Origin of the sequence: Streptacidiphilus sp. BW17, from assembly GCF_041262485.1 — a bacterium.
Taxonomy (GTDB): domain Bacteria; phylum Actinomycetota; class Actinomycetes; order Streptomycetales; family Streptomycetaceae; genus Streptacidiphilus.
Map to the genome: position 1 here is coordinate 57003 of NZ_JBGCCR010000013.1, position 20124 is coordinate 77126.

Genomic DNA, 20124 nt, shown 5'->3' on the forward strand with positions numbered 1-20124 from the left:
CCCTAGGCGCCTATGCGGGTGAGGACTTCGGCGGTGGTCCCCGTCTCGCCGAGGCGGGGGAAGATCACCGTCGCCGAGTTCTCGTGCGCGGCGGCGTCGAGGTCGGTCATGGCGTCGAGGGGCAGCGTCACGTGGAAGCCGTGCTCGTGGGCCTGTCGGGCGGTGGACTCGACACCGATGGCAGTGGAGACACCGCAGACGACGACCTGGGTGACGCCGAGTTCCTTGAGGTGTTCCGCCAGGTCGGTGTTGTGGAACGCGCCCCAGGTGTACTTGGTGACGGTCTTGTCGCCGGGCTGCCGGTTGAGTTCCGGAAGCAGGTCGGTCCAACCGTCGGGGAGCGCCGCGGCCGAGGCCTCGAAGCCCTGCTCGGTGCGGCCCGGGGAACCGCCGGCGACGTTGACGAGGACGACGGGGAGCTTCTTGGCCCGGAAGGCGTCGGCGAGCTTGACGGCGTTCGCCAGGACGGCGTCGAACGGGTGGACCGTCGGCAGGTGAGGCGCGACGGCCTGGAGGTCGACGACGATGAGGGCCGTGTCGGGGTCGATGGTGGTGATGGGCATGGGTGTCTCCTTGGATCAGTTGATGTGGTGTTGCGCGGTCGGTGCCGGGTGGGCCGGTCACTGCCGGTCAGCCCCGGTCAGTGCCGCGTGGGCCGCAGGGTGCGGTCGGCGAGGGTGAGCACCACCAGCACGAGGCTGACGGCGGTCATGATCCAGCCGATCTGGTGGACGCCCTGGTCGGTGACGCTGTGGTGGAAGACCAGGCCGGTGACGGCGCTGGCGCCGATGGAGCCGACGTACCCGAAGGTCCGCAGCAGCCCGGACGCGGTGCCCAGCTGATCGGCGGGCGCGTGCTGGGTGAGCGAGATCTGGTTGCCGGCGGTCGAGAAGCCGATGGCAAGACCGAACACCAGGGTCAGGACAACCACGGTGCCGATCCAGACCGTTGAACTCAGCAGCAGGACGCCGACCGATCCGAGCAGGCAGGTGGCAGCGGCTGCGACGACCGGTCCGCGGACGAGACCGCGCCGGGAGAGCGGCGTGATGATGAGACCCGAGATCAGGGTCATCGGCAGCAGGAGCAGTCCGGCGGCCGACTCGTTGAAGCCACGGACGCTCTCGATCCACTGGGTGATGCCGTAGAGGACCACGTACACACACAGCTGGGTCAGGCCGAAGCGCAGGTAGGTGTTGGCGAGTCCGGGGTTGGCGGCCAGGAGCCGCACATCGAGGAAGGGCGTTCGCGCTCGCAGCTCCCGCAGCACCAGCACCGCCCATATCGCTATGGAGAGCGCCAGGATCCACCAGTGCACGGCAGGCAGGTCGAACAGGAAGATCAGCAGCGTCAGCATGGCTCCGGCGAAGCCGACGATCCCGGGCACGTCGAGCTTTGACGCGATGTCACGCGCGCTCATCCGCTCGGCACGCCTCGGGTCGGGTTCGATCCAGGCGACCGCGGCGACGAACGCGACGACGGCGACGGGAACGTTGACGAAGAAGACGGCCCTCCAGGTCAGGGCGTTCACCAGGACCCCACCAAGGGGAAGACCGAGCGAGGCGGTGGCGATCCCGGCGATCATGAGTCCGCCGAGGACGCCGCCCGGCGGCTTGTCCATGCCCGCGTCCCGCGCGCGGCGTTGGATGAGCAGCATCGCCGTCGGGTACGCGCACGAGGTGCCCAGTCCCACGACGACCCGGCTCACGATCAGCATCCACAGGCTGTTCGCGAAGCCGCCCAAGAGGCCGCCGAGGGCGACCATGACGATGCCGGACACGAAGACGCGCCTGGGCCCGAACACCTCGGCGGCCTTGCCCGCAGTGGGCTGGGTGATGGAGCTCGCCAGGTAGAGGGCGGCCACCAGGGCCGCGGTCTGGCCGATCTGGATGCCCAGGTCGTGGGCGATCGGTAGCAGCGCCGTCGCGATCAGTGAGCTGTTGATCGGGTTGAGGGCCGAACCGAGGAACAGCGGCGTGGTGAAACGCCACGAGAACGGGCGTCCACCGTCCGCGGGAAGAGTCGCTGAGTGCCTTTCGGTCAATGACATATGCACGTCCTTGAGTGCGGTCGAGGCCGCACGTCATCGCCTCCGCATGCTCGGGCATGGGAGTTGGTTCGCATCGAGAGTTCAGATGCGCTGGGCCAGGCGTTCCAGCAGCGGCGCCGCGGCCGCGAGAAGGGCGACCTCGTCGTCGGTGAACGAGTCGGCGAGCGCGAGGGCCATGCGATCGGACAGCGCGTTACGGCCGGAGTGGAGGGCATCGCTGCCCGCGCCGGTCACCGTCAGCAGCGATCGCCGCCGGTCGTCGGGGTCCGCGGATCGCGTCACCAGCCCGCGCTGCTCCAGCGACGCGACGGTGGAGCCCATCGCCTGCGGCGTGATCTGCTGCTGACGCGCCAGATCGGCGACGGTGGTCGATCCGCCGCGCTCGATCTGCGCCAGCGCCGCCAGCTCCGGGGCCGTCAGCTCCCCGGAGGCCACGGTCTCGCGGGTGCGCCGCTTGATCATCCCCACCGCGACGCGGATCGCGGTGGCGGTGGACCGGTTCAGATCATCGCGAGCGTTCATAATAAGAAGGCTAGCCTTCCAATGGCAACATTGCAAGTCCAGACTTCCTAATACGCCGGGAGCGGCGCGAGCGCGCGCTCGACCTCGCTGTGATCCGGGAGGGTCCGACGGCTTCACCACCCAGCAGGCTCACGAGCCGGTCCGGATGGTCGCCGAGACGGACGGAGGACAGATACAGCCGCATCGCGCGACCGCACCAGCGCTAAGAACGCGACAGGACGCGTGATCGCGTCGTACGGAGCGCGTCAAGGAAGTCAAGATCGACTCGAAGATCACGATGGAATATCCTGCGGCGTCCGCAAGTGGACGCACGCTCAACCGATGCTCCACACCACCGCATTCACGACCAGCACACGGGGGACCGCGCCATGGCACAGCTTCTGATCGAGGAGAACTTCCAGCACCTCGACGGCCAGGACGTCGAGTACCTGATCGAGGCGTTCGAAGAGCTCGGGCTGAGCACGGAGCCGACGCAGCCGCGCAGCGAACCGACGCGACGCGGCTGGGTGCTGACGCTGCACTGGCTGAGAGACGAGACGGAGACGGTCACCGACCCGATCCTGGGCGAGGCGGTGGCCTCGGCGGTCCGGGACGTGCTGGGCAAGGAGCACGAGGTCGGCTGCGGTGGGACCAGGGTCCGGGGCCGGACCCTCCCGGCGCGGATCGACATCCGCGACCGCACCGGCGCGCTGGTCACCACGCTTGCGGTGCCGCCCGCCCACTGAGCGGCTTCCCGCGCACGGCAGGACGACGAGCCGACCGCCCGCACTGGTGGTCGGCTCTCCTGCGTTACTGAATGTAGGTTCAGTCAGTAGAACCGTTGACAGCCCCTCTACCGGCTCCGGATACTGAACGGCAATTCAGTTGGAAGCGTCCGCGTCGCGCCTGGAGGCACCGTGTCCGTGCTGCCCGTAGAGCTGTGCCCGCTCACCCCAGAGCAGAACGACATCGTCGAACTCACCCGCAGCTTCGCCAAGGAGGAGATCCGCCCACGTGCCCGCGCGGTCGACGAGGCCGACACGCAGACCCCCTGGGACCTGTGGCGGGCGGCGGCCAAGGTCGGGATCACCGGCTTCATGCTCCCCGAGGAGTACGGCGGCGGCGGGTTCACCGACGTCTTCTCGCAGTGCCTGGTGCAGGAGGAGCTCTGCGTCGGGGACCTCGGCATCGGAAACCTGCTCTGCTCCAACGGGTTCTTCGCCGACCTCGTGCTGGAGCTCGGCACCGAGGAGCAGAAGCGCATCTGGCTCACCCCGCTCGCCGGTCCCGACACCCCGATGACATCCCTCGCCACCACCGAGCCCGGCGCCGGATCCGACGCCGGATCCATCACCACCACGGCCACCCGCACCACCGGCGGGTATCTGCTGCGCGGCCAGAAGGCGTGGATCTCCAACGCGGGCGAGGCCGACTTCTACGTGGTCTTCGCCAAGACCGACCCCGCCGCGCGCTCACGCGGCGTCAGCGCCTTCCTGCTGCACAAGGGCACCGAGGGGATGACGTTCGGCGAGCCGATGCGCAAGATGGGCCAGCGCGCCATCGTCTGCCGGGAGGTCTTCCTCGCCGACGCCTTCGTGCCCGAGGAGAACCTGCTCGGCGCGGAGGGCCAGGGCTTCAAGGGGCTGATGCGGACCTTCGACATCTCCCGGACCGTCCTGGGCGCCGCGGCCACCGGCGTGGCGCGCGCCGCCTACGAGTACGCCCGCGACTACGCGCGCACCCGCGTCCAGTTCGGCAAGCCGATCATCGAGCACCAGGCGGTGGCGTTCCGGCTCGCCGACATGCGCACGCGGATCGACCAGTCCCGGCTGATGACCTGGCGCGCCGCCAAGCGCCTCGACGCGGGCCTGGACGCGACGGCCGAGGCCGCGATGGCCAAACTGACCGCCTCGGAGACCGCCGCCTGGTGCACCTGGGCGGCGGTGCAGACCCTCGGCGGCTGGGGCTACTCGCGCGAGTACCCGGTCGAGCAGTGGATGCGCGACGCCAAGCTGGAGGAGATCGAGGAGGGCACCTCCGACATCATGCGCCTCGTCATCTCGCGGAGCCTGTGATGGCAGAGCGATCCCACATCACAGGCGGTGAGGCGGTCGTCCGGGCGTTGGCCGCGCACGGGACCGACCTGGTCTTCGGCATCCCCGGCACCCACAACCTGGAGCTCTACCGGCACCTCGGACGTTACGGGATCCAGCATCTGACGCCACGTCACGAGCAGGGCGCCGGCTACGCGGCCGACGGCTACGCCCGGACCACCGGACGCCCAGGCGTCGCCGTCACCACGACCGGGCCTGCGCTGCTGAACATCGCCGCCGCCGTCGGGCAGGCGTACTCCGACAGCGTGCCGCTGCTGGTGATCTCCCCCGGGATGCCGCTGCGGCACCCCCGGCAGTCGACCGGCCTGCTGCACGAAATGCCCAGCCAGACCGAGGCGTTCCGGCACATCGCCGCGTTCAGCCACCGGGTCTCCTCGGTCGCGGAGATCGGCGTGGCGGTGGCGCGTGCGTTCACCCTGTTCCAAAGCGGGCGGCCCCGGCCCGTGCATATCGAGATCCCGCTGGACCTGCTGGAGACCGCCGAGCCTGCGGGCGAACCGCGCGTCGCTCCTTGGACCGCGTTCCCCCGGCCCGCTCCGCAGGCCGTCGCCGAGGCGGCGGCCGTGCTCGGCGCGGCCCGACGACCGGCGCTGATCCTGGGCGGCGGGGCACGCGGCGCGAGCGATGCCGCCCGCGCCCTGGCGAAGCGGCTGGGTGCGCCCGTCGTGACGTCCGCCAACGGCAAGGGCGTCGTCCCGGAGTCGCATCCGCTCTCGCTCGGCGTGGCGCTGCACAGCCCGGCCGTGCAGAAGTGGCTGACGGACCGTGACGTCGTCCTGGCCGTCGGGACCGAGCTGGCCGAATCCGACCTGTGGTCCGGCCCGCTCACCCTGAACGGCACGCTGATCCGGGTGGACCTCGACCCCGCGCAGATGTACGCGGGCCTACCCGCGGACCTCGCCCTGGTCGGCGACGCGGGCGAGGTGCTGCGCGACCTGCTGGCCGCCGTGGCGCAGTGCCCCGGCGACGACACCCCCGCCGCGGTCGCGCAGCTGCGCGCGGCACGGGACCCGGAGTCCGCGAGCCGGGACGCCCGCTGGCTGCCGTTCCTCACGGTGATCCGCTCCGTACTGGCTCCCGACGCCGTGATCACCTCCGACAGCGCGCAGGCCTGCTACTACGGCGCGCTCCCCCACCTGCCCGTCGACCCGCCCGGCCGCTACCTGCACCCGACCGGCTTCGGCACGCTCGGCTACGCGCTCCCGGCCGCGATCGGGGCCAAGGCCGCCTGCCCGGAGCGTCAGGTCGTCGCGCTGAGCGGGGACGGCGGACTGCAGTTCAGCGTCCAGGAGCTCGGCACGGCCACCCAGCTGGGGCTGCCGCTGCCCGTCGTGGTCTTCGACAACGGCGGCTACGGCGAGATCCGCGACGAGATGACCGCGCGCGGGGACGCCCCGGTCGGCGTCGACCTGCCGTCCGTGGACCTCCCCGCGCTCGCCCGCGCCTACGGCGGCCACGGCGCCCGGGTCACCACGCCGGACGAGCTGGCCGCCGCGCTGCGTGCGGCGCTCACCACCCCCGGACCCACCGTCATCACCGTTCCCGAAGCCGTTTCCGAAAGCGTTCCCGAGGAGGCAGACCGATGAGCGGAACACCGTCGACACCGCTGATGTCGATCACCTGGACCGACCACGTCACCGGCCGCCGCGGCTATCTCGTCGTCGACCGCCTGGTGCGCGGGGTGTCCAGCGGCGGGCTGCGGATGCGCGCGGGCTGCACGCTGGAGGAGGTGACCGGCCTCGCCCAGGGCATGACGATGAAGGAGGCCCTCCACTACAACCCCGAGGCCCGCTACATCCCGCTCGGCGGCGCCAAGGGCGGCATCGACTGCGACCCGCAGGACCCCGAGGCGTACGGCGTGCTGGTCCGCTATCTGCGCGCCATGCGCCCGTACGTCGAGAGCTGTTGGACCACCGGCGAGGATCTGGGCCTGCGTCAGGACGTCGTCGACCGGGCCGCGGCGGAGGCGGGCTTGGTCTCCTCCATCCAGGCCGTCTACCCGCTGCTCGACGACGAGGCCACCGCCCGCAAGCGGCTGGCGGACGCCTTCGCCGTCGAGGTGGACGGCATCGGGCTGGACGAACTGGCGGGCGGCTGCGGCGTCGCCGAGGCCGTGCTGGTCGCCCTGGACCGCGCGGGCGTGCCCTACGCGGGGACGCGGGTGTCCGTGCAGGGCCTGGGGACGATGGGCGGGGCCACCACCCGGTTCCTCGCCCGCGCGGGGCTGCGGATCGTCGCCGTCGCGGACGTCAAGGGGACCCTCGCCAACCCCGACGGTCTCGACGTCGAGGCGCTGCTCGCCGCCCGCGACGCCTTCGGCACGGTCGACCGCGCCGCCCTGCGTCCGGGCGACGCCGAACTGCCGGGCGACGCCTGGCTCGCGGCGGACGCGGAGGTGCTGGTCCCGGCCGCCGTCTCGTACTGCGTCGACGCGGCCAACCAGCAGCGGATCAAGGCCCGTTGGATCGTCGAGGCGGCCAACATGCCGGTGCTGCCCGAGGCGGAGCAGCTGCTGGCCGCACGCGGTGTCACCACGCTGCCCGACGTGGTCGTCAACTCCGGTACCAACGCCTGGTGGTGGTGGACCCTCTTCGGCGACATAGGCGCGGAAGCCGACGAGGCGTTCGCCCATATCCGCCGCTCGATGCGCGCCCTGATCGAGCTGATGCTCGCCCGCGCCGACGCCGACGGCAGCACCCCGCGCCGCGCCGCACACGCCATCGTGGCCGACCGGCTGCCGGAGCTGGCGGACCGGTTCGGGTGGTACCGGTGACGGCTTCTCCTCCCACCAGCGCTGCATCTCCCGCCGGGGCCGCATCTCCCGCCAAGGCCGCATCGACGCTCGACGTGCTCTTCGCCCCGCGCTCGGTCGCCGTCGTCGGCGCGTCGGAGAACCCGGAGAAGTGGGGTTACTGGCTGGCCATGGGCGCGCTGACGGGTCGTCAACTCCGCGAGGTCCATCTGGTCAACCGGCGCGGCGGCGGCCTGCAGGGCGTGCCGTTCCTGCCGAGTCTCGGCGCGCTCCCCGGCCCGGCCGAGCACGTGGTGGTGGCCGTGCCGCCCGCGCACGTCCACGGCACCGTGGCCGAGGGCCTCGCGGCCGGTGCCCGCTGCTTCACTGTGGTGACCTCAGGCGGCGCAACCGTCGCCGAGGAGCGCGAACTGGCCGCGCTGATCACCTCCCACGGAGCGCGGCTGCTGGGTCCGAACTGCATGGGCGTGGTGGACACCGGCAGCCGACTCCAGCTCAGCTGGGGCGAGTTCCCGGTCGGGGCGGTCGGGCTGGTCTCGCAGAGCGGCAACCTCGCGCTGGAGATCGGACGGCTGCTGGCCCGCTCGGACCAGGGCTTCTCGCGCTTCGTCTCGCTCGGCAACCAGCGCGACATCGACGCCGCCGACGCGCTCGAAGCGCTCGTCGCCCACGAGCCGACCCGGGTGATCACCGCCTATATCGAGGACTTCAGGGACGGCAGGCGGCTGGTTCGGGTCCTGGCCGAGGCGCGACGGGCGGGCAAACCGGTGCTGCTGCTGACGGTCGGCCGCAGCGAGGCGTCCGGGCGCGCGGCAGCGTCCCACACCGGCGCCCTGGTCAGCGCCCGCTCGACGGTCGCCGCCGCCTGCCGGGACGCGGGAGCGCTGCTGCTGGACAGCGCCGGTGAACTCGTCGACACCGCCGTCGCGTTGCTCTCCCCTGCGCTGCCGCGAGGCACGCGGGTGGCCGTCGCGGGCGACAGCGGCGGCCAGGGCGCGCTGGCCGCCGACGCACTCGCCGTCCACGGGCTCAGCGTCCCGCCACTGCCCGCCGAAGCGTGCGCCGGGCTGGCCGCGTACCTGCCGGCGGGCGTCGTGCCCGCCAACCCGGTGGACCTGGCCGGAGCGGGCGAGGCCGATCTCGACAACTACGCCGGGATCGTCACCACCCTGCTGGAGCGCGGCGAGACGGACGCCGTCCTGCTGACCGGCTACTTCGGCGACTACGCCAGCGCCAACCCGCAGCAGCAGGACCACGAGTGCGCCGTCGCCCGGCGGATGGCCGAGGCGGTCCGCGCGTCCGGCAGGCCGCTCGTCGTCCACACCATGGCCCGGGACACCCCGGCCCTGACGGTCCTGCGCGCGCACGGCGTCCCGGTCCACGAGCGCATCGAGCAGGCCTGCGCCACGCTCGCCCACGCGCTGCGGTGGACGCGGCTCAAGCCCGGTTCCGTCCCCGAACTCCCGGCCCGAGCGGGCGACGTGCTCACCGACGGCGGCTACGAGTCGACGCGTGCGCTGCTGCGCGGCTACGGTCTCGCCTTCCCCGAGGCGGCCTTCGTGGCCACCGCCGACGAGGCGGTCGAGGCCGCGCGGCGGATCGGCGGTCCGGTCGCGCTCAAGGCGATGGGACTGGCCCACAAGACCGAGGCGGGCGGCGTCGCGCTGGATCTCCGCGACGAGGACGCGCTGCGCTCGGCCTTCGCCCGGATGCGGGCGGCCACCGGGGCGGACCGCTCCGCCGTCGAGGCGATGGCCCGGGTGCCGCACGCGGTCGAACTGATCGCGGGTGTGCGTCGCGACGCCGCGTTCGGGCCGGTCGCCATGGTCGGCATCGGCGGCACCACCGCCGAACTGCTCGGCGACACCGCCCTCGCCCTGGCCCCGCTCACCCGCGACGCCGCACGCGAACTGCTGCTCTCGCTGCGCCACGCCCCGCTGCTGACCGGCTGGCGCGGCGCACCGCCCGTCGACCTGGACGCGGCGGCCGAGGCGGTCACCGCGCTCGTGCAGGCCGCTGTCGACCACCCCGAGCTGGGCGAGCTGGAGGTCAACCCGCTGCTCGTCCACCCGGGCGGCGCGGTCGCCCTCGACGCCCATGCCGTGCTCGCCCGCTGATTCGCCGCAGACCTCGGAAGCTTCGAAAGGACCAACCTCCGTGTTCACGGATCGCACGTTCATCGTCACCGGCGGCGGCAGCGGCATCGGCCGCGCCATCGCCCTCGCGCTCGGCGACGCCGGAGCCCGCGTCGCCGTCGCCGGTCGTACCCCCGAGCGGCTGGAGGAGACCGTCGCGCTCCTCGCCAAGCAGGGCGCCGAAGGCCTCGCCGTCCCCACCGACGTCCGCGACCCCGCCGCCGTCGATGCCATGGTCGACTTGACTGTCTGTCACCTCGGCTCCGTCGACGGCCTGGTGAACAACGCCGCGGGCAATTTCGTCTCGCCCGGCATCGACCTGAGCCCGAACGGCTGGAAGTCCGTCATCGACATCGTCCTGAACGGCTCGTTCCTCTGCACCCGGGCCGTGGCACGGCAGTTGCGCGAGCAGGGCACCGGCGGATCGATCCTCTCGGTCATCGCCACCTACGCCTGGCACGGCCATCCGGGCACGGTCCACTCGGCCGCCGCCAAGGCGGGCGTGCTGGCGATGACGCGGACCCTGGCCGTCGAGCTCGCGCCGCTCGGGATCCGGCTCAACTGCATCGCGCCCGGCCCGACGGAGACGGAGGGCGCGGGGGCGGCGCTGTGGGCCGACGACAACGCCCGCGCGCAGGTCCTGGCAACCGTCCCGGCGGGCCGCTTCGCCGATCCGGCGGAGGTCGCCGACGCGGCGCTGTTCCTACTGGGCGACCGGGCCTCGTACCTGACCGGCGAGTGCCTCACCATCGACGGCGGGCAGTGGCTGGGCAAGCAGATCTACGGCCGCTGATGTCGCTGATGCCGCTGATGCCGCTGATGCACCGTCAGAGCACAGGAGGGGCAGCCGTCAGCGGGAGAGAGCCTCCCGCGTCACGCCGAGCTCTCGGGCGAGGGCGTCGTCGACCCACTCCAGCATCGCCTTGCGTGACAGCGAGCCCGTGTAGGCGGTCATCTGCACGGCCAGCCCGTCCAGCAGGGCGGTCAGCCGCCAGGCGGCGCCCTGCGGGTCGTCGCAGACGTACTCGCCGGCCGCGGCCCCCTCGCCGATCACCTCGGCCAGCGCCGCCTTCCACTGCTGGTCGAGCTGCTGCACCACCTCGCGGAGCCCGGCCTCGCGCAGCGAGACCGCCCAGCCCTCGATCCAGAGCGTCCAGCCCTTCGCCTGCCCTGTCGGCGCGTACCAGCGCACCGCGGCCCTGAGCCGCTGCACGGCGCTGCCGCGCCGGCCGAGCAGCTCGCGCAGCCGGGCCAGGTCGGCCTCGGCGGCGAAGGCGAAGGCCTCCGCGACCAGCTTCTCCTTGGTCGCGAAGTGATAGATGATCAGCGCGTTGCTGACACCCAGGGCGGCAGCCACGTCGGCGACCCGGACCGCCGCGACGCCGCGCTGCCCGATCTGCTCGACGGCGGCGCGCAGGATCTCCGCCCGCCGCTCCTCCACGCTCAAACGCACTCTCGCCACGGCGCCACCTTATACGGCTGCCTGTTCAGACTCTTGACACCGCCTCGCGGCGGCACCACAGTACCCCTACTAACTGCACATTCAGTCAGTTGCGCGAGGAGTCACCCCCCATGACCCAAGCACCGCAGCCCCCACGGTCCCCCCTGCACCCATCCCCCCAGCACCCGCAGTCCGCCACCCCTGACCTGTCCGAAGGCTGGGGCGAACAACGCTCGCGACTGCGCAAGGACCTTCGCCGACGCGACGTCCTCTTCTTCCTGATCTGCACCCTCGTCGGCCTCGACACCATCGGCTCGGTCGCGGCCCAAGGCCCGCAGGGCCTCAGTTGGATGGCGGTCCTGGCCGTCGTCTTCTTCCTCCCCTACGGCCTGCTGGTCGCCGAACTCGGCTCGGCCTTCCCGGTCCAGGGCGGCCCGTACGTCTGGACCCGGCTGGCCTTCGGCCGGTTCACCGCCGGGCTCAACCAGGTCCTGTACTGGATCTCCAACCCGGTCTGGGTCGGCGGCAGCCTCTGCATCATCGCGCTGACCACCTGGGAGCAGTTCTTCACCCCGCTGCCCGGCCTGTGGAAGTACGCGGCCGGGCTCGTCCTCATCTGGATCGGCGCGTTCGCCGTCGTCCAGTCGGTCCGCGTCGGCAAGTGGGTGCCCATCGCCGGGGCGGTCGCCCGGATCGTGCTGCTGGGCTTCTTCCTGGTCTCCGTCGTCGTCTACGCGATCGAGCACGGCGTGCACGCGCTGCCGAGTGGTCAGTTCGCGCCCACCTACGTCGGGTTCGTCGGCCTGGTCCCCGTGCTGATCTTCAACTACGTCGGATTCGAGCTGCCCAGCTCGGCGGCCGAGGAGATGAAGAACCCACGGCGCGACATCCCGCTCTCCATCCTGCGGTCCGGGCTCGCCTCGCTGGTCCTCTACGGCGGCCCGATCCTGGGCATCCTCTTCGTGCTTCCGGCCAAGGAGATCGGCGGCCTCGGTGGCTTCATCGACGCGTGCAAGGCGGTGTTCACCGTCTACGGCGGCCATGTCGCCGCCGACGGCACGATCACGCTGACCGGAGCGGGTTCCGTCCTCGGCGGGATCGCGGCGGCGGGGCTCATCATCGGCCTGCTCACCAGCGGCATCACCTGGGCCATGGGCGCGCACCGCGCCCAGGCCGTCGCCTGCGCGGACGGGGCGGGCCCGGCCTGGTTCGGCAGCATCTCCGAGCGCTACGGCACCCCGGTGCGGGTCAACGTCCTCTCGGCGGTGCTGGCGTCCGTCCTGCTGGTGGTCGCGCTCAACCTGACCCAGGGCAACGGCGAGAAGTACTTCGCGGCGGGGCTGGGGCTGGCCATCTCCACCACGTTCATCTCCTACGTGATCACCTTCCCCAGCCTGGTCGTGCTGCGGCGCAAGTATCCGCGAACCCCGCGCCCGTACCGGGTCCCTGGCGGCATGGCAGGCGTCTGGGCGGTGACGATCCTCGCGACGGGGCTGGTCGCCTTCACCGTGGTCGACCTGATCTGGCCGGGCTTCGGCGTCGGCTGGTTCGGCACGAGCGGCTCCGCCGCGGCGTCCTTGCCGCCGAGCTTCGCGCAGCAGCGGCTGCAGTACACGCTGAGCCAGGTGGTGCCGCTGGCCCTGTTCCTGGTCATCGGGCTGGTCTTCTACGCGTGCGGCGCGCCCGCGCGGCGGCGGAGCGCTGAGCGCGCGGGCGCGGGCGCGGGCGCGGGCGCGGAGTCCGGCGAGCTCCTGCCGGACGCCGCCACGGAGGATCTGGTTCCGGGCCTCTGACGTTGCGACACCTCAGGGGCGCGGGTCTCTGCTCCGCGCCCCAGGTGTCGCACCTACTGCAGCCCCTCCGCGATCGGCCCGAGCGACAGCGCCGGCAGGAAGTTGAGCAGCGCCAGGATCAGCGCCGCCCCCGTCGCGAGAGCGATGAAGTTGATCCCCTGCGCCCGCAGCGTGCCCGCGGTCACCACTCCGGGGCGCTGACGTGCCAGCCGACCCGACAACGCCAGGAGGAAGACCATCGGCAGATACCTGCCGACCAGCATCGCCGCGCACATCAGCAGGTTGTGGAAGTTCGTGGCGCCGTTGAAGCCCGCCATCGCGCTGCCGTTGCTGTTGACGTTGCTGGTGTAGGCGTAGATCAACTCACTCAAGCCGTGCGGCCCGGAGTTGCCCATCGACGAGCGCCCCTCCGGCAGGGCGACGGCCAGCGCGGAGAAGAACAACACCGCCGTCGGCCCGACCAGGGCATACAGCACCACCTGCCGCATCTCACCGAAGCCGATCCGCTTGCGCAGGTACTCCGGCGTGCGACCGACCATCAGACCGCCGATGAAGACGGCGATCAGCACCGCGATCAGCAACCCGTAGAGCCCGCTGCCGACACCGCCGGGCGCGATCTCGCCGAGCATCATCGCCGCCATCAGCACGCCGCTGCCGAGGCTGGAGAAGCTGTCGTACGACGCGTCCGCAGCGCCGTCCGCCGAGCCCGTCGCCGAGACGCCGAACAACGTGCTGCCGGAGACGCCGAACCGCTGCTCCGTCCCCTCCGTCTGCCCGCCGACCGCCTGGGCGACGGTTCCGGTGTGGGCTCCCTGGGCCAGGCTCGCGCCGACCAGGAGCAGGCCGAAGAGGATGCCGACGATGGCCAGCAGCGTCCAGCTCTGCTTCAGGCTGCCGATCATGCGGCCGAACATCCGGACGCAGGCGACCGGGACCACCAGCATCAGCACGATCTCGATCGCGTTGCTCAGTGCGTTCGGGTTCTCGAAGGGGTGGGCGCTGTTGGCGTTGAAGAAGCCGCCGCCGTCGCCGGAGAAGAGCTTGACCGGCTCCCAGGAGCCGACCGGACCACCGATCAGCGTCTGCGTGCCGCCCGCGACCGTCTGCACGGTGTGCGCGCCCGTCAGGTTCTGCTCGACGCCGAGGCCGATCAGCACCAGGCCGCCGATGACGGCGATCGGCAGCAGCACCCGGAAGCAGGTGCGGACCAGGTCCACCCAGAAGTTGCCCAGGTCGTCCGTGCCGCGCCGAACCAGGCCGCGGACCAGCGCCAGCGCGACGCAGAGGCCGACCGCGGCCGAGGCGAAGGCCTGGACGCCGAGCCCGGCCATGACCACCAGGTGGCCGGTGGTGGCCTCACCCGCGTAGTTCTGCCAGCTGGTGTTGGTGGTGAAGCTGACGGCGGTGTCGAGCGCCAGCCGCCACGGCATGCCACCGTGGCCGAGCGACCAGGGCAGCCACTGCTGGCAGGTGAGGAGCGCGAACAGCGCGGCGATGCTCATCGCCGAGAACGCCAGGACGGCGGTCAGGTAGTGCTTCCAGTCCTGCTCGCGGTCGGGGTCGACACCGCAGAAGCGGTAGAGCACGCGTTCGGCGCGCCCGTGGCCGCCGCCGTCCAGGGCGCGGGCCATCCAGTCGCCGAGCGGCACGTGCAGCGCGACGACGACCGCGATGACGGCCAGCGCCTGCATCCATCCGTAGAGGCTCATCGGGAGGCACCGCCGTTCAGCGGGTAGGAGCGGTCCAGCGCCAGGTTGAGCTCGACCACGTCGACCACCGGCTCACCGAGCAACCCGAGGGTGCGGCCGGTGGTGTAGGTGCTGATCAGCTGCAACACGGTGGCGAGCTCCAGGTGTCGGACGCGGGCGACCCGCGCCGCCTGAAGGTGCGCGTAGGCGGGGCTGATGTCGGGGTCGAGGCCGCTGGCGCTCGCGGTGACCGCGTCGGCGGGGACGGCCGGGTCGGCGGGCGCGTCGCCGCGGATCGGGGTGACCAGCGCGCCGCTGTAGTCCTCCCCCGGCTTGGCGCACTCGACGGTGACGCCCTGGTACCTCGTCAGGAACGGCTTCTCCGGGCAGGCCTGGTTGAGGCTGACGGCGCGCTGCACCGTGCCGGTCAGACCGTCCGCGCGGTAGACGCCGAGCACCGCGCCGACACCGTCCGGCGTGCAGAACGCCCGGGCGCCGCTGACGTGTTCGAGCCGGCCGACGGCCAGGCTGCGCGCACAGACCGTGCTCAGCAGGCTGGAGACGGCCGGGTCGTTCTTGCCGGTGGAGAGGTGGTCGACCACGCTCTCCGAGCCGAGGTTGCTCGCACCGGAGGATGTCGGGTCGTAGCCGGCCGCACCGGCGTCGCTCGGGCGCGGCTGGAAGTACTGCGGCAGCGGGTCGCCCTTGGCGTCGCTGAAGCTCTGCCCGATCAGTGAGCTCGCGTCAGCCGCCTTGCCGGGACCACCCAGCGCTGAGCCCTGGGCCGCGTGGCGCAGTCCGGGCACCTGCGCGACGGCGGTCATGCCGAGCGGGTAGGCGAGGCCGAGCAGCAGGGTCAGTGCCAGCACCACCCGTGCCGCGACGAGATGTTGGGCCACCCACGAGGGCAGCCTGGAGAGGGTGTTCATGGTCAGATCCCCGGGATGAGCTGGACGATCGTCAGGTCGATGAGCTTGATGGCCAGGAACGGCACGAGCACGCCGCCGAGGCCGTAGATCCACAGGTTGCGGGTCAGCAGCGCGGAGGCGCTGCTCGGCCGGTACCGCACGCCGCGCAGGGCCAGCGGGATCAGCGCGACGATGATCACCGCGTTGAAGATGACTGCGGAGAGGATCGCCGAGGTCGGCGAGTGCAGCTGCATGATGTTGACCGCACGCAGCGACGGGTAGACCGCGCCGAACATGGCCGGGAGGATCGCGAAGTACTTGGCGATGTCGTTGGCGATCGAGAAGGCCGTCAACGCGCCTCGGGTGATGAGGAGTTGCTTGCCGATCTCGACAATCTCGATGATCTTGGTGGGGTCGGAGTCGAGGTCGACCATGTTCCCGGCCTCCTTGGCCGCGGTCGTCCCCGTGTTCATCGCCACGCCGACGTCCGCCTGGGCCAGGGCCGGGGCGTCGTTGGTGCCGTCGCCGGTCATGGCGATCAGGTGGCCGCCCTCCTGCTCGCGCTTGATCAGCGCCAGCTTGGCCTCGGGCGTCGCCTCGGCCAGGAAGTCGTCGACGCCCGCCTCCTCGGCGATCGCCCGCGCGGTGACGGGGTTGTCGCCGGTGACCATCACGGTCCGGATGCCCATCCGGCGCAGTTCCGCGAAGCGGGCGGCCAGACCGGGCTTGACGGTGTCCTTGAGGTGGATCACGCCGAGCACGCGGGCGGGCCGAGCGTCCCCGCCTGCCGTATTGGACCAGGTCTCGGCAACGGCCAGCGGCGTGCCACCGGCGGCGGACACCTGGTCGACCTGCGCGCCGAGGGCCTCCGGGACGACGCCCCCGTGCTCCTCGACCCACGCGGCGACGGCCGCCGCCGCGCCCTTGCGCAGCCGTCGGCCGTCCGGCAGGTCGACGCCGGACATTCTGGTGGTGGCGCTGAACGCCACCCAGACGGCGTCGGGCGGTGAGGCGACCCGGCCCCCTGTGCCTGAGCCGCCGATTCCCGCGTCGTCGACGAACTCGACCACCGAGCGGCCCTCGGGCGTCTCGTCCGCGAGGCTGGAGAGCCGTGCCGCGTCGGCGAGTTGACCGAGCGGGGTGGACCCGACCGGCAGCAGCGCGGCGGCTCGCCGGTTGCCGAAGGTGATGGTGCCGGTCTTGTCGAGCAGCAGCGTGGAGACGTCGCCCGCCGCCTCGACCGCGCGCCCGGACATCGCCAGCACGTTGCGCTGCACCAACCGGTCCATACCGGCGATGCCGATCGCCGAGAGCAGGCCGCCGATGGTGGTCGGGATCAGGCAGACCAGCAGCGAGACCAGGACGACGCCGGTCACCCCGGCGCCGGTCAGCGCGGCGGTGTCGTGGGCGGCGCCCATGTACTGCTTGGAGAAGATCGCCATCGGCTGCAGCGTGACGACCGCGACCAGGAAGACGAAGGTCAGCATGACCAGCAGCAGGTTGAGTGCCAGCTCGTTCGGCGTCTTCTGCCGGTCGGCGCCCTCGACGAGGGTGATCATGCGGTCCAGGAAGCTCTCGCCCGGCTCCTGGCTGATCCGCACCACGATCACGTCCGACAGCACGGTCGTCCCGCCGGTCACCGCACAGCGGTCGCCGCCGGACTCGCGGATGACGGGCGCGGACTCACCGGTGATCGCGGACTCGTCGACGCTCGCCACACCGGCGATCACGTCACCGTCGCCGGGCACCAGTTGGCCCGCCACGACCGCGACGACGTCGCCGCGCCGCAGTTCGGCGGCGGCGACCTCCTCGGCCCGGCAGCCGTCGACGGCGGTGCCGAGCTCGGGGGCCCAGTCCAGCAGGCGGCGGGCGGTGGTCTGCCGCCTGGTCCGGCGCAGCGAGTCGGCCTGCGCCTTGCCGCGGCTCTCCGCGACCGCCTCGGCCAGGTTGGCGAAGACGACGGTCAGCCAGAGCCAACCGGTGATCAGCCAACCGAAGAGCGAGGAGTGAGCGATCGTCAAGCCGGTCGTCAGTACCGCACCGACCTCGGTGACGAACATGACCGGGTTGCGGTAGAGGGTGCGCGGGTCGAGCTTGCGGAGCGCGGCGGGCAGGCCGCGCCAGAGCTGCTTCGGGTCCAGCAGACCGCCGCCGACGCGGTGCGACCGGTCGGCGTCGGGCGGTCGGACGGGCTGCGCCACGTCCGGCGGGGCGGGGGTTCGGGTGGCGGCGGTCATCAGAAACGCTCCGGGTACTTCACGGCGGCTGTCAGGTAGGCCACCAGGGCAGCTGCCACCAGCAGGCCCACCACGTTGTCGGCGGTCACGGCTCACGCTTTCGTTGGTGCGAGGGGGTGTCGAACTGTCGGCGTTCGGGTTCATGCGGGCAGGACCGAACCGTCAGCGCTTTGCGCCGACCGGACGGCGACGTTGCGTCCCGGGCACGGGGGCTCCGGCGACGCCCACGACCACGTGGGACGGGACACCACGGGCGGGGACCTGCTCCGGCCAACGCGCCCATCCGGCGGTCGACTCGGCCGATGAGGACGCCGTCGGTGACGAGGCGACCACCAGCGGGTCGACGGTGAGTTCGGCGACACCCAGGGCTGCGGCCATGCCACGCAGCGAGGCCTCGGAGAGGCGGACGCACCGGTGCTCGGCACCGAGCACCGCGGCGAGCTGGCGCTCGCTGGTGAAGGCGATCGCCGTCCGAGCACCGCGCGGCGAACGGAAGAAGCGGATCACCTCCCCGGCAGGACCCGACCGGACCGGGACCAGAAGCAGTCCAGCCGGGATGCGTTCGCCGGGTTCGGGGTCCTCGCCGATGACAGGGGTGAGCATCACGGGCGCCTTTCGACAGAAGGGGTGAGGGGGCGTCACCCGGCTGCCTTCTTGCGGCCGGTGAGCGCGCCACGAAGGCTATTCCCGCTGCTCCCGAGCCTGGGCCCGGTCCTGACGCGTTCCTGACGCGCGCGGCGGCAATGTTGTCGGCGTCGTGCCATGCGGGTGACGCCGATCACTCGCGGGACCGCCGTCGGGCGGTCACAGCACCCGCGCGGGGCGCTTGACAGCACCGTGGTGGAAAGACGGCGTCAAGACATCCCGCCGGCGCGTAAGGCATGCGTGAGGAGAGGCCGACCACCGCCGCTCGCCGATGTTGAATCAGCTGCACGGCGGGGCGCGCAGCGTCCTCACAGCCTGACTCCGCTGCCGTCCCGCCGGACCAGCACGCAGCTCAGCACCCAGCTCAGCACTCAGCACCCCGCCAGATCTCAGCACTCAGACCGGAACGGGTCCGCGTCATGGAGAACAGCGCGCCATCGCTCGTACACGGCGGACACGGCCGTGTCGTGGTCGGTGTCAGTGGCAGCCCGACCAGCCTGCACGCGCTGCGGGCCGCCTTCGCCCGGGCGTCCGAGACGCGGCGCCCGCTGCTGGCCGTGCTCGCCTGGAGTCCCCCGGCGGGCGAGGTCACCCACCGGGTGCCACCGGGCCCGTCACTCGTCGCACTGTTCGGCCGCGAGGCGGCGGAGCGCCTGCGGTTGAGCCTGGCGGTCACGGTCGGACGGCTGGACGGGCGCGTGCCGGTGCACACGGCGGTCGTGCGCGGCGACGCGGGCGTGCTGCTGGTCGCCACGGCGAGCGACGACGACCTGCTGGTGATCGGCTCGGGCGAACAAGCCTGGCCCGAGCGCCTCGTGCACGGCCGCACCGCCCGCTACTGCCTGCGCCACGCCCACTGCCCGGTCCTGACGGTCCCGGCCCCGCCGCAGCTCACGGCGCTCCCCCGCGCCGAACGCCACCGCCTGCCGGACTGCTTCGCACAGGCGGAGACCTGCGATCCGCAGCTGCCGTACCTCTAGCACCGGTAACACCGGTCATGCCGGTAAACGCTTTCCAATGCCGCTCGTGCGATCTAGGCTGCTCCCGTGCGCCTCGCCCTCTCGACGCTCGGTCTGCCCGGCCTGCCGCTGGCCGACACCGTCCGCCTCGCTACCCAGCACGGCTGGCAGGGACTCGAACTACGTTGCGCCGCAGGCGAATCCATCCATCCTGAGCTCAGTCCCGACGAACGCCGCGCGGCGCGCCGCCTGCTGCAGCGGTCCGGCATCACACCGCTCTGCCTGGCGAGCTACGTCGGCGTCGTCGCCCCGGGGGACGACGCACCGGTCGTCGCCGCGCTCCGCGCCCACCTCCGCCTCGCCGCCGACCTCGGCGCACAGTCCGTCCGCGTGTTCCCGAGCGGCGGGAACGGCCCGCTCGCGGACGGGGACCAGCGCGCGGCGCACCGCCTCACCGCCGTCGCCGACGAGGCGGAACGACTGGGCGTGCGCGTCCTGCTGGAGACCCACGACTCCCACCGCGCCGCCCGCGACGTGGCGCGCGTCGTCTCCCGGGTCGACCACCCGTCGGTCGGCGCACTGTGGGACCTGATGCACACCTGGCTCGCGGGAGAGTCCCCGTCCGACTCCTGGGCGGCGGTCGCCCCGCATCTCGGCCACACCCAGGTCAAGGACGTCGCCGGCCCTGACGACCTCACCCCGCTCGCCCTCGGCGCAGGCGTTCTGCCGATCGCGGAGTGCCTCGCCCTGCTGCCGCCCGACAGTTGGGTGTCCTGGGAGTACGAAGCACCCTGGCACCCAGCCGCGCCCCCACTCCCCGCCCTCCTCGCCGAAGGCGCGCGCTACCTCTCCCGGCCCGGGGCTCAGCGCCCCCGGACTCCGTGACGTCGGACGCCTGATCCCG

Annotated in this window: 18 protein-coding genes; 9 read left to right on the forward strand and 9 right to left on the reverse strand. The window is 72.1% G+C overall.

Translation table 11 applies throughout. The features are described 5' to 3' along the window. Positions 1-2: 2 nt before the first annotated feature. The 3 genes from ABH940_RS18070 to ABH940_RS18080 all read right to left on the reverse strand — a co-directional run bounded on the left by ABH940_RS18070 (position 3) and on the right by ABH940_RS18080 (position 2569). Entirely contained in the window at positions 3-563 is a 561-nt protein-coding gene (locus tag ABH940_RS18070) for an isochorismatase family protein (protein WP_370065926.1), read from the reverse strand. Between the two features lie 77 nt (positions 564-640). Then, positions 641-2047: an MFS transporter gene (locus ABH940_RS18075; protein ID WP_370065924.1), complete on the reverse strand. Its 1407-nt coding sequence runs from the start codon at positions 2045-2047 to the stop codon at positions 641-643. A gap of 81 nt (positions 2048-2128) precedes the next feature. Beyond that, positions 2129-2569, reverse strand: a complete 441-nt coding sequence (locus ABH940_RS18080; RefSeq protein WP_370065922.1) for a MarR family winged helix-turn-helix transcriptional regulator — start codon at positions 2567-2569, stop codon at positions 2129-2131. Positions 2570-2937: 368 nt separating this feature from the next. Between ABH940_RS18080 and ABH940_RS18085 the strand changes: the two genes are divergently transcribed. The 6 genes from ABH940_RS18085 to ABH940_RS18110 all read left to right on the forward strand — a co-directional run bounded on the left by ABH940_RS18085 (position 2938) and on the right by ABH940_RS18110 (position 10342). Further along, positions 2938-3294: a hypothetical protein gene (locus ABH940_RS18085; protein WP_370065920.1), complete on the forward strand. Its 357-nt coding sequence runs from the start codon at positions 2938-2940 to the stop codon at positions 3292-3294. A 171-nt stretch (positions 3295-3465) separates the two neighbouring features. Then, on the forward strand, positions 3466-4623 hold the full coding sequence (locus tag ABH940_RS18090) for an acyl-CoA dehydrogenase family protein (RefSeq protein ID WP_370105706.1): 1158 nt from the start codon (positions 3466-3468) through the stop codon (positions 4621-4623). Further along, positions 4623-6248: a 5-guanidino-2-oxopentanoate decarboxylase gene (locus ABH940_RS18095; protein WP_370105707.1), complete on the forward strand. Its 1626-nt coding sequence runs from the start codon at positions 4623-4625 to the stop codon at positions 6246-6248. The genes ABH940_RS18090 and ABH940_RS18095 overlap by 1 nt, the downstream gene beginning before the upstream one ends. Then, positions 6245-7435, forward strand: coding sequence for a Glu/Leu/Phe/Val dehydrogenase dimerization domain-containing protein (locus ABH940_RS18100; protein WP_370105708.1), 1191 nt, complete (start codon positions 6245-6247; stop codon positions 7433-7435). The genes ABH940_RS18095 and ABH940_RS18100 overlap by 4 nt, the downstream gene beginning before the upstream one ends. After that, the gene (locus ABH940_RS18105; RefSeq protein ID WP_370105709.1) at positions 7432-9531 is read left to right on the forward strand and encodes an acetate--CoA ligase family protein; all 2100 of its coding nucleotides are present in this window, start codon (positions 7432-7434) and stop codon (positions 9529-9531) included. The genes ABH940_RS18100 and ABH940_RS18105 overlap by 4 nt, the downstream gene beginning before the upstream one ends. Before the next feature lie 40 nt (positions 9532-9571). Further along, a complete protein-coding gene (locus tag ABH940_RS18110) occupies positions 9572-10342 on the forward strand; it encodes an SDR family oxidoreductase (protein WP_370105710.1) in 771 nt (256 codons plus the stop codon). A 57-nt stretch (positions 10343-10399) separates the two neighbouring features. Here ABH940_RS18110 and ABH940_RS18115 read toward each other — a convergent pair whose 3' ends face one another. Then, the gene (locus tag ABH940_RS18115; RefSeq protein ID WP_370065908.1) at positions 10400-11011 is read right to left on the reverse strand and encodes a TetR family transcriptional regulator C-terminal domain-containing protein; all 612 of its coding nucleotides are present in this window, start codon (positions 11009-11011) and stop codon (positions 10400-10402) included. 110 nt (positions 11012-11121) lie between these two features. On the opposite strand from ABH940_RS18115, the gene ABH940_RS18120 reads away from it, so the two are divergent. Continuing rightward, entirely contained in the window at positions 11122-12783 is a 1662-nt protein-coding gene (locus ABH940_RS18120; protein WP_370105711.1) for an APC family permease, read from the forward strand. 53 nt (positions 12784-12836) lie between these two features. Here ABH940_RS18120 and kdpA read toward each other — a convergent pair whose 3' ends face one another. From kdpA to ABH940_RS18145, 5 genes are all read right to left on the reverse strand, one after another. Further along, positions 12837-14492 carry a potassium-transporting ATPase subunit KdpA gene (gene kdpA, locus ABH940_RS18125; RefSeq protein ID WP_370105712.1) on the reverse strand — a complete coding sequence of 552 codons (1656 nt, stop codon included), beginning with the start codon at positions 14490-14492 and terminating at the stop codon, positions 12837-12839. Beyond that, positions 14489-15400 carry a potassium-transporting ATPase subunit C gene (locus tag ABH940_RS18130; RefSeq protein WP_370105713.1) on the reverse strand — a complete coding sequence of 304 codons (912 nt, stop codon included), beginning with the start codon at positions 15398-15400 and terminating at the stop codon, positions 14489-14491. Before ABH940_RS18130 ends, kdpA begins: the two co-directional genes overlap by 4 nt. 2 nt (positions 15401-15402) lie before the next feature. Continuing rightward, positions 15403-17616, reverse strand: a complete 2214-nt coding sequence (gene kdpB, locus ABH940_RS18135; protein WP_370105714.1) for a potassium-transporting ATPase subunit KdpB — start codon at positions 17614-17616, stop codon at positions 15403-15405. Continuing rightward, a complete protein-coding gene (locus tag ABH940_RS18140) occupies positions 17616-17705 on the reverse strand; it encodes a potassium-transporting ATPase subunit F (RefSeq protein ID WP_370065899.1) in 90 nt (29 codons plus the stop codon). The genes kdpB and ABH940_RS18140 overlap by 1 nt, the downstream gene beginning before the upstream one ends. Before the next feature lie 73 nt (positions 17706-17778). Next, positions 17779-18219: an SAV_915 family protein gene (locus ABH940_RS18145; protein WP_370065897.1), complete on the reverse strand. Its 441-nt coding sequence runs from the start codon at positions 18217-18219 to the stop codon at positions 17779-17781. A gap of 461 nt (positions 18220-18680) precedes the next feature. Between ABH940_RS18145 and ABH940_RS18150 the strand changes: the two genes are divergently transcribed. Next, entirely contained in the window at positions 18681-19241 is a 561-nt protein-coding gene (locus ABH940_RS18150) for a universal stress protein (RefSeq protein WP_370105715.1), read from the forward strand. A gap of 66 nt (positions 19242-19307) precedes the next feature. Next, on the forward strand, positions 19308-20105 hold the full coding sequence (locus ABH940_RS18155; protein ID WP_370105716.1) for a sugar phosphate isomerase/epimerase family protein: 798 nt from the start codon (positions 19308-19310) through the stop codon (positions 20103-20105). The last annotated feature ends 19 nt before the right edge of the window (positions 20106-20124 follow it).

What these genes read in the sequence shown, in the direction of transcription:
- ABH940_RS18100 (WP_370105708.1), top strand. Translation starts at nt 6,245, where the DNA reads ATGAGCGGAACACCGTCGACACCGCTGATGTCGATCACCTGGACCGAC.
- ABH940_RS18080 (WP_370065922.1), bottom strand. Translation starts at nt 2,569, where the DNA reads ATGAACGCTCGCGATGATCTGAACCGGTCCACCGCCACCGCGATCCGC.
- ABH940_RS18085 (WP_370065920.1), top strand. Translation starts at nt 2,938, where the DNA reads ATGGCACAGCTTCTGATCGAGGAGAACTTCCAGCACCTCGACGGCCAG.
- ABH940_RS18130 (WP_370105713.1), bottom strand. Translation starts at nt 15,400, where the DNA reads ATGAACACCCTCTCCAGGCTGCCCTCGTGGGTGGCCCAACATCTCGTC.
- ABH940_RS18075 (WP_370065924.1), bottom strand. Translation starts at nt 2,047, where the DNA reads ATGTCATTGACCGAAAGGCACTCAGCGACTCTTCCCGCGGACGGTGGA.
- ABH940_RS18095 (WP_370105707.1), top strand. Translation starts at nt 4,623, where the DNA reads ATGGCAGAGCGATCCCACATCACAGGCGGTGAGGCGGTCGTCCGGGCG.
- kdpB (WP_370105714.1), bottom strand. Translation starts at nt 17,616, where the DNA reads ATGACCGCCGCCACCCGAACCCCCGCCCCGCCGGACGTGGCGCAGCCC.
- kdpA (WP_370105712.1), bottom strand. Translation starts at nt 14,492, where the DNA reads ATGAGCCTCTACGGATGGATGCAGGCGCTGGCCGTCATCGCGGTCGTC.
- ABH940_RS18145 (WP_370065897.1), bottom strand. Translation starts at nt 18,219, where the DNA reads ATGCTCACCCCTGTCATCGGCGAGGACCCCGAACCCGGCGAACGCATC.
- ABH940_RS18150 (WP_370105715.1), top strand. Translation starts at nt 18,681, where the DNA reads ATGGAGAACAGCGCGCCATCGCTCGTACACGGCGGACACGGCCGTGTC.
- ABH940_RS18120 (WP_370105711.1), top strand. Translation starts at nt 11,122, where the DNA reads ATGACCCAAGCACCGCAGCCCCCACGGTCCCCCCTGCACCCATCCCCC.
- ABH940_RS18070 (WP_370065926.1), bottom strand. Translation starts at nt 563, where the DNA reads ATGCCCATCACCACCATCGACCCCGACACGGCCCTCATCGTCGTCGAC.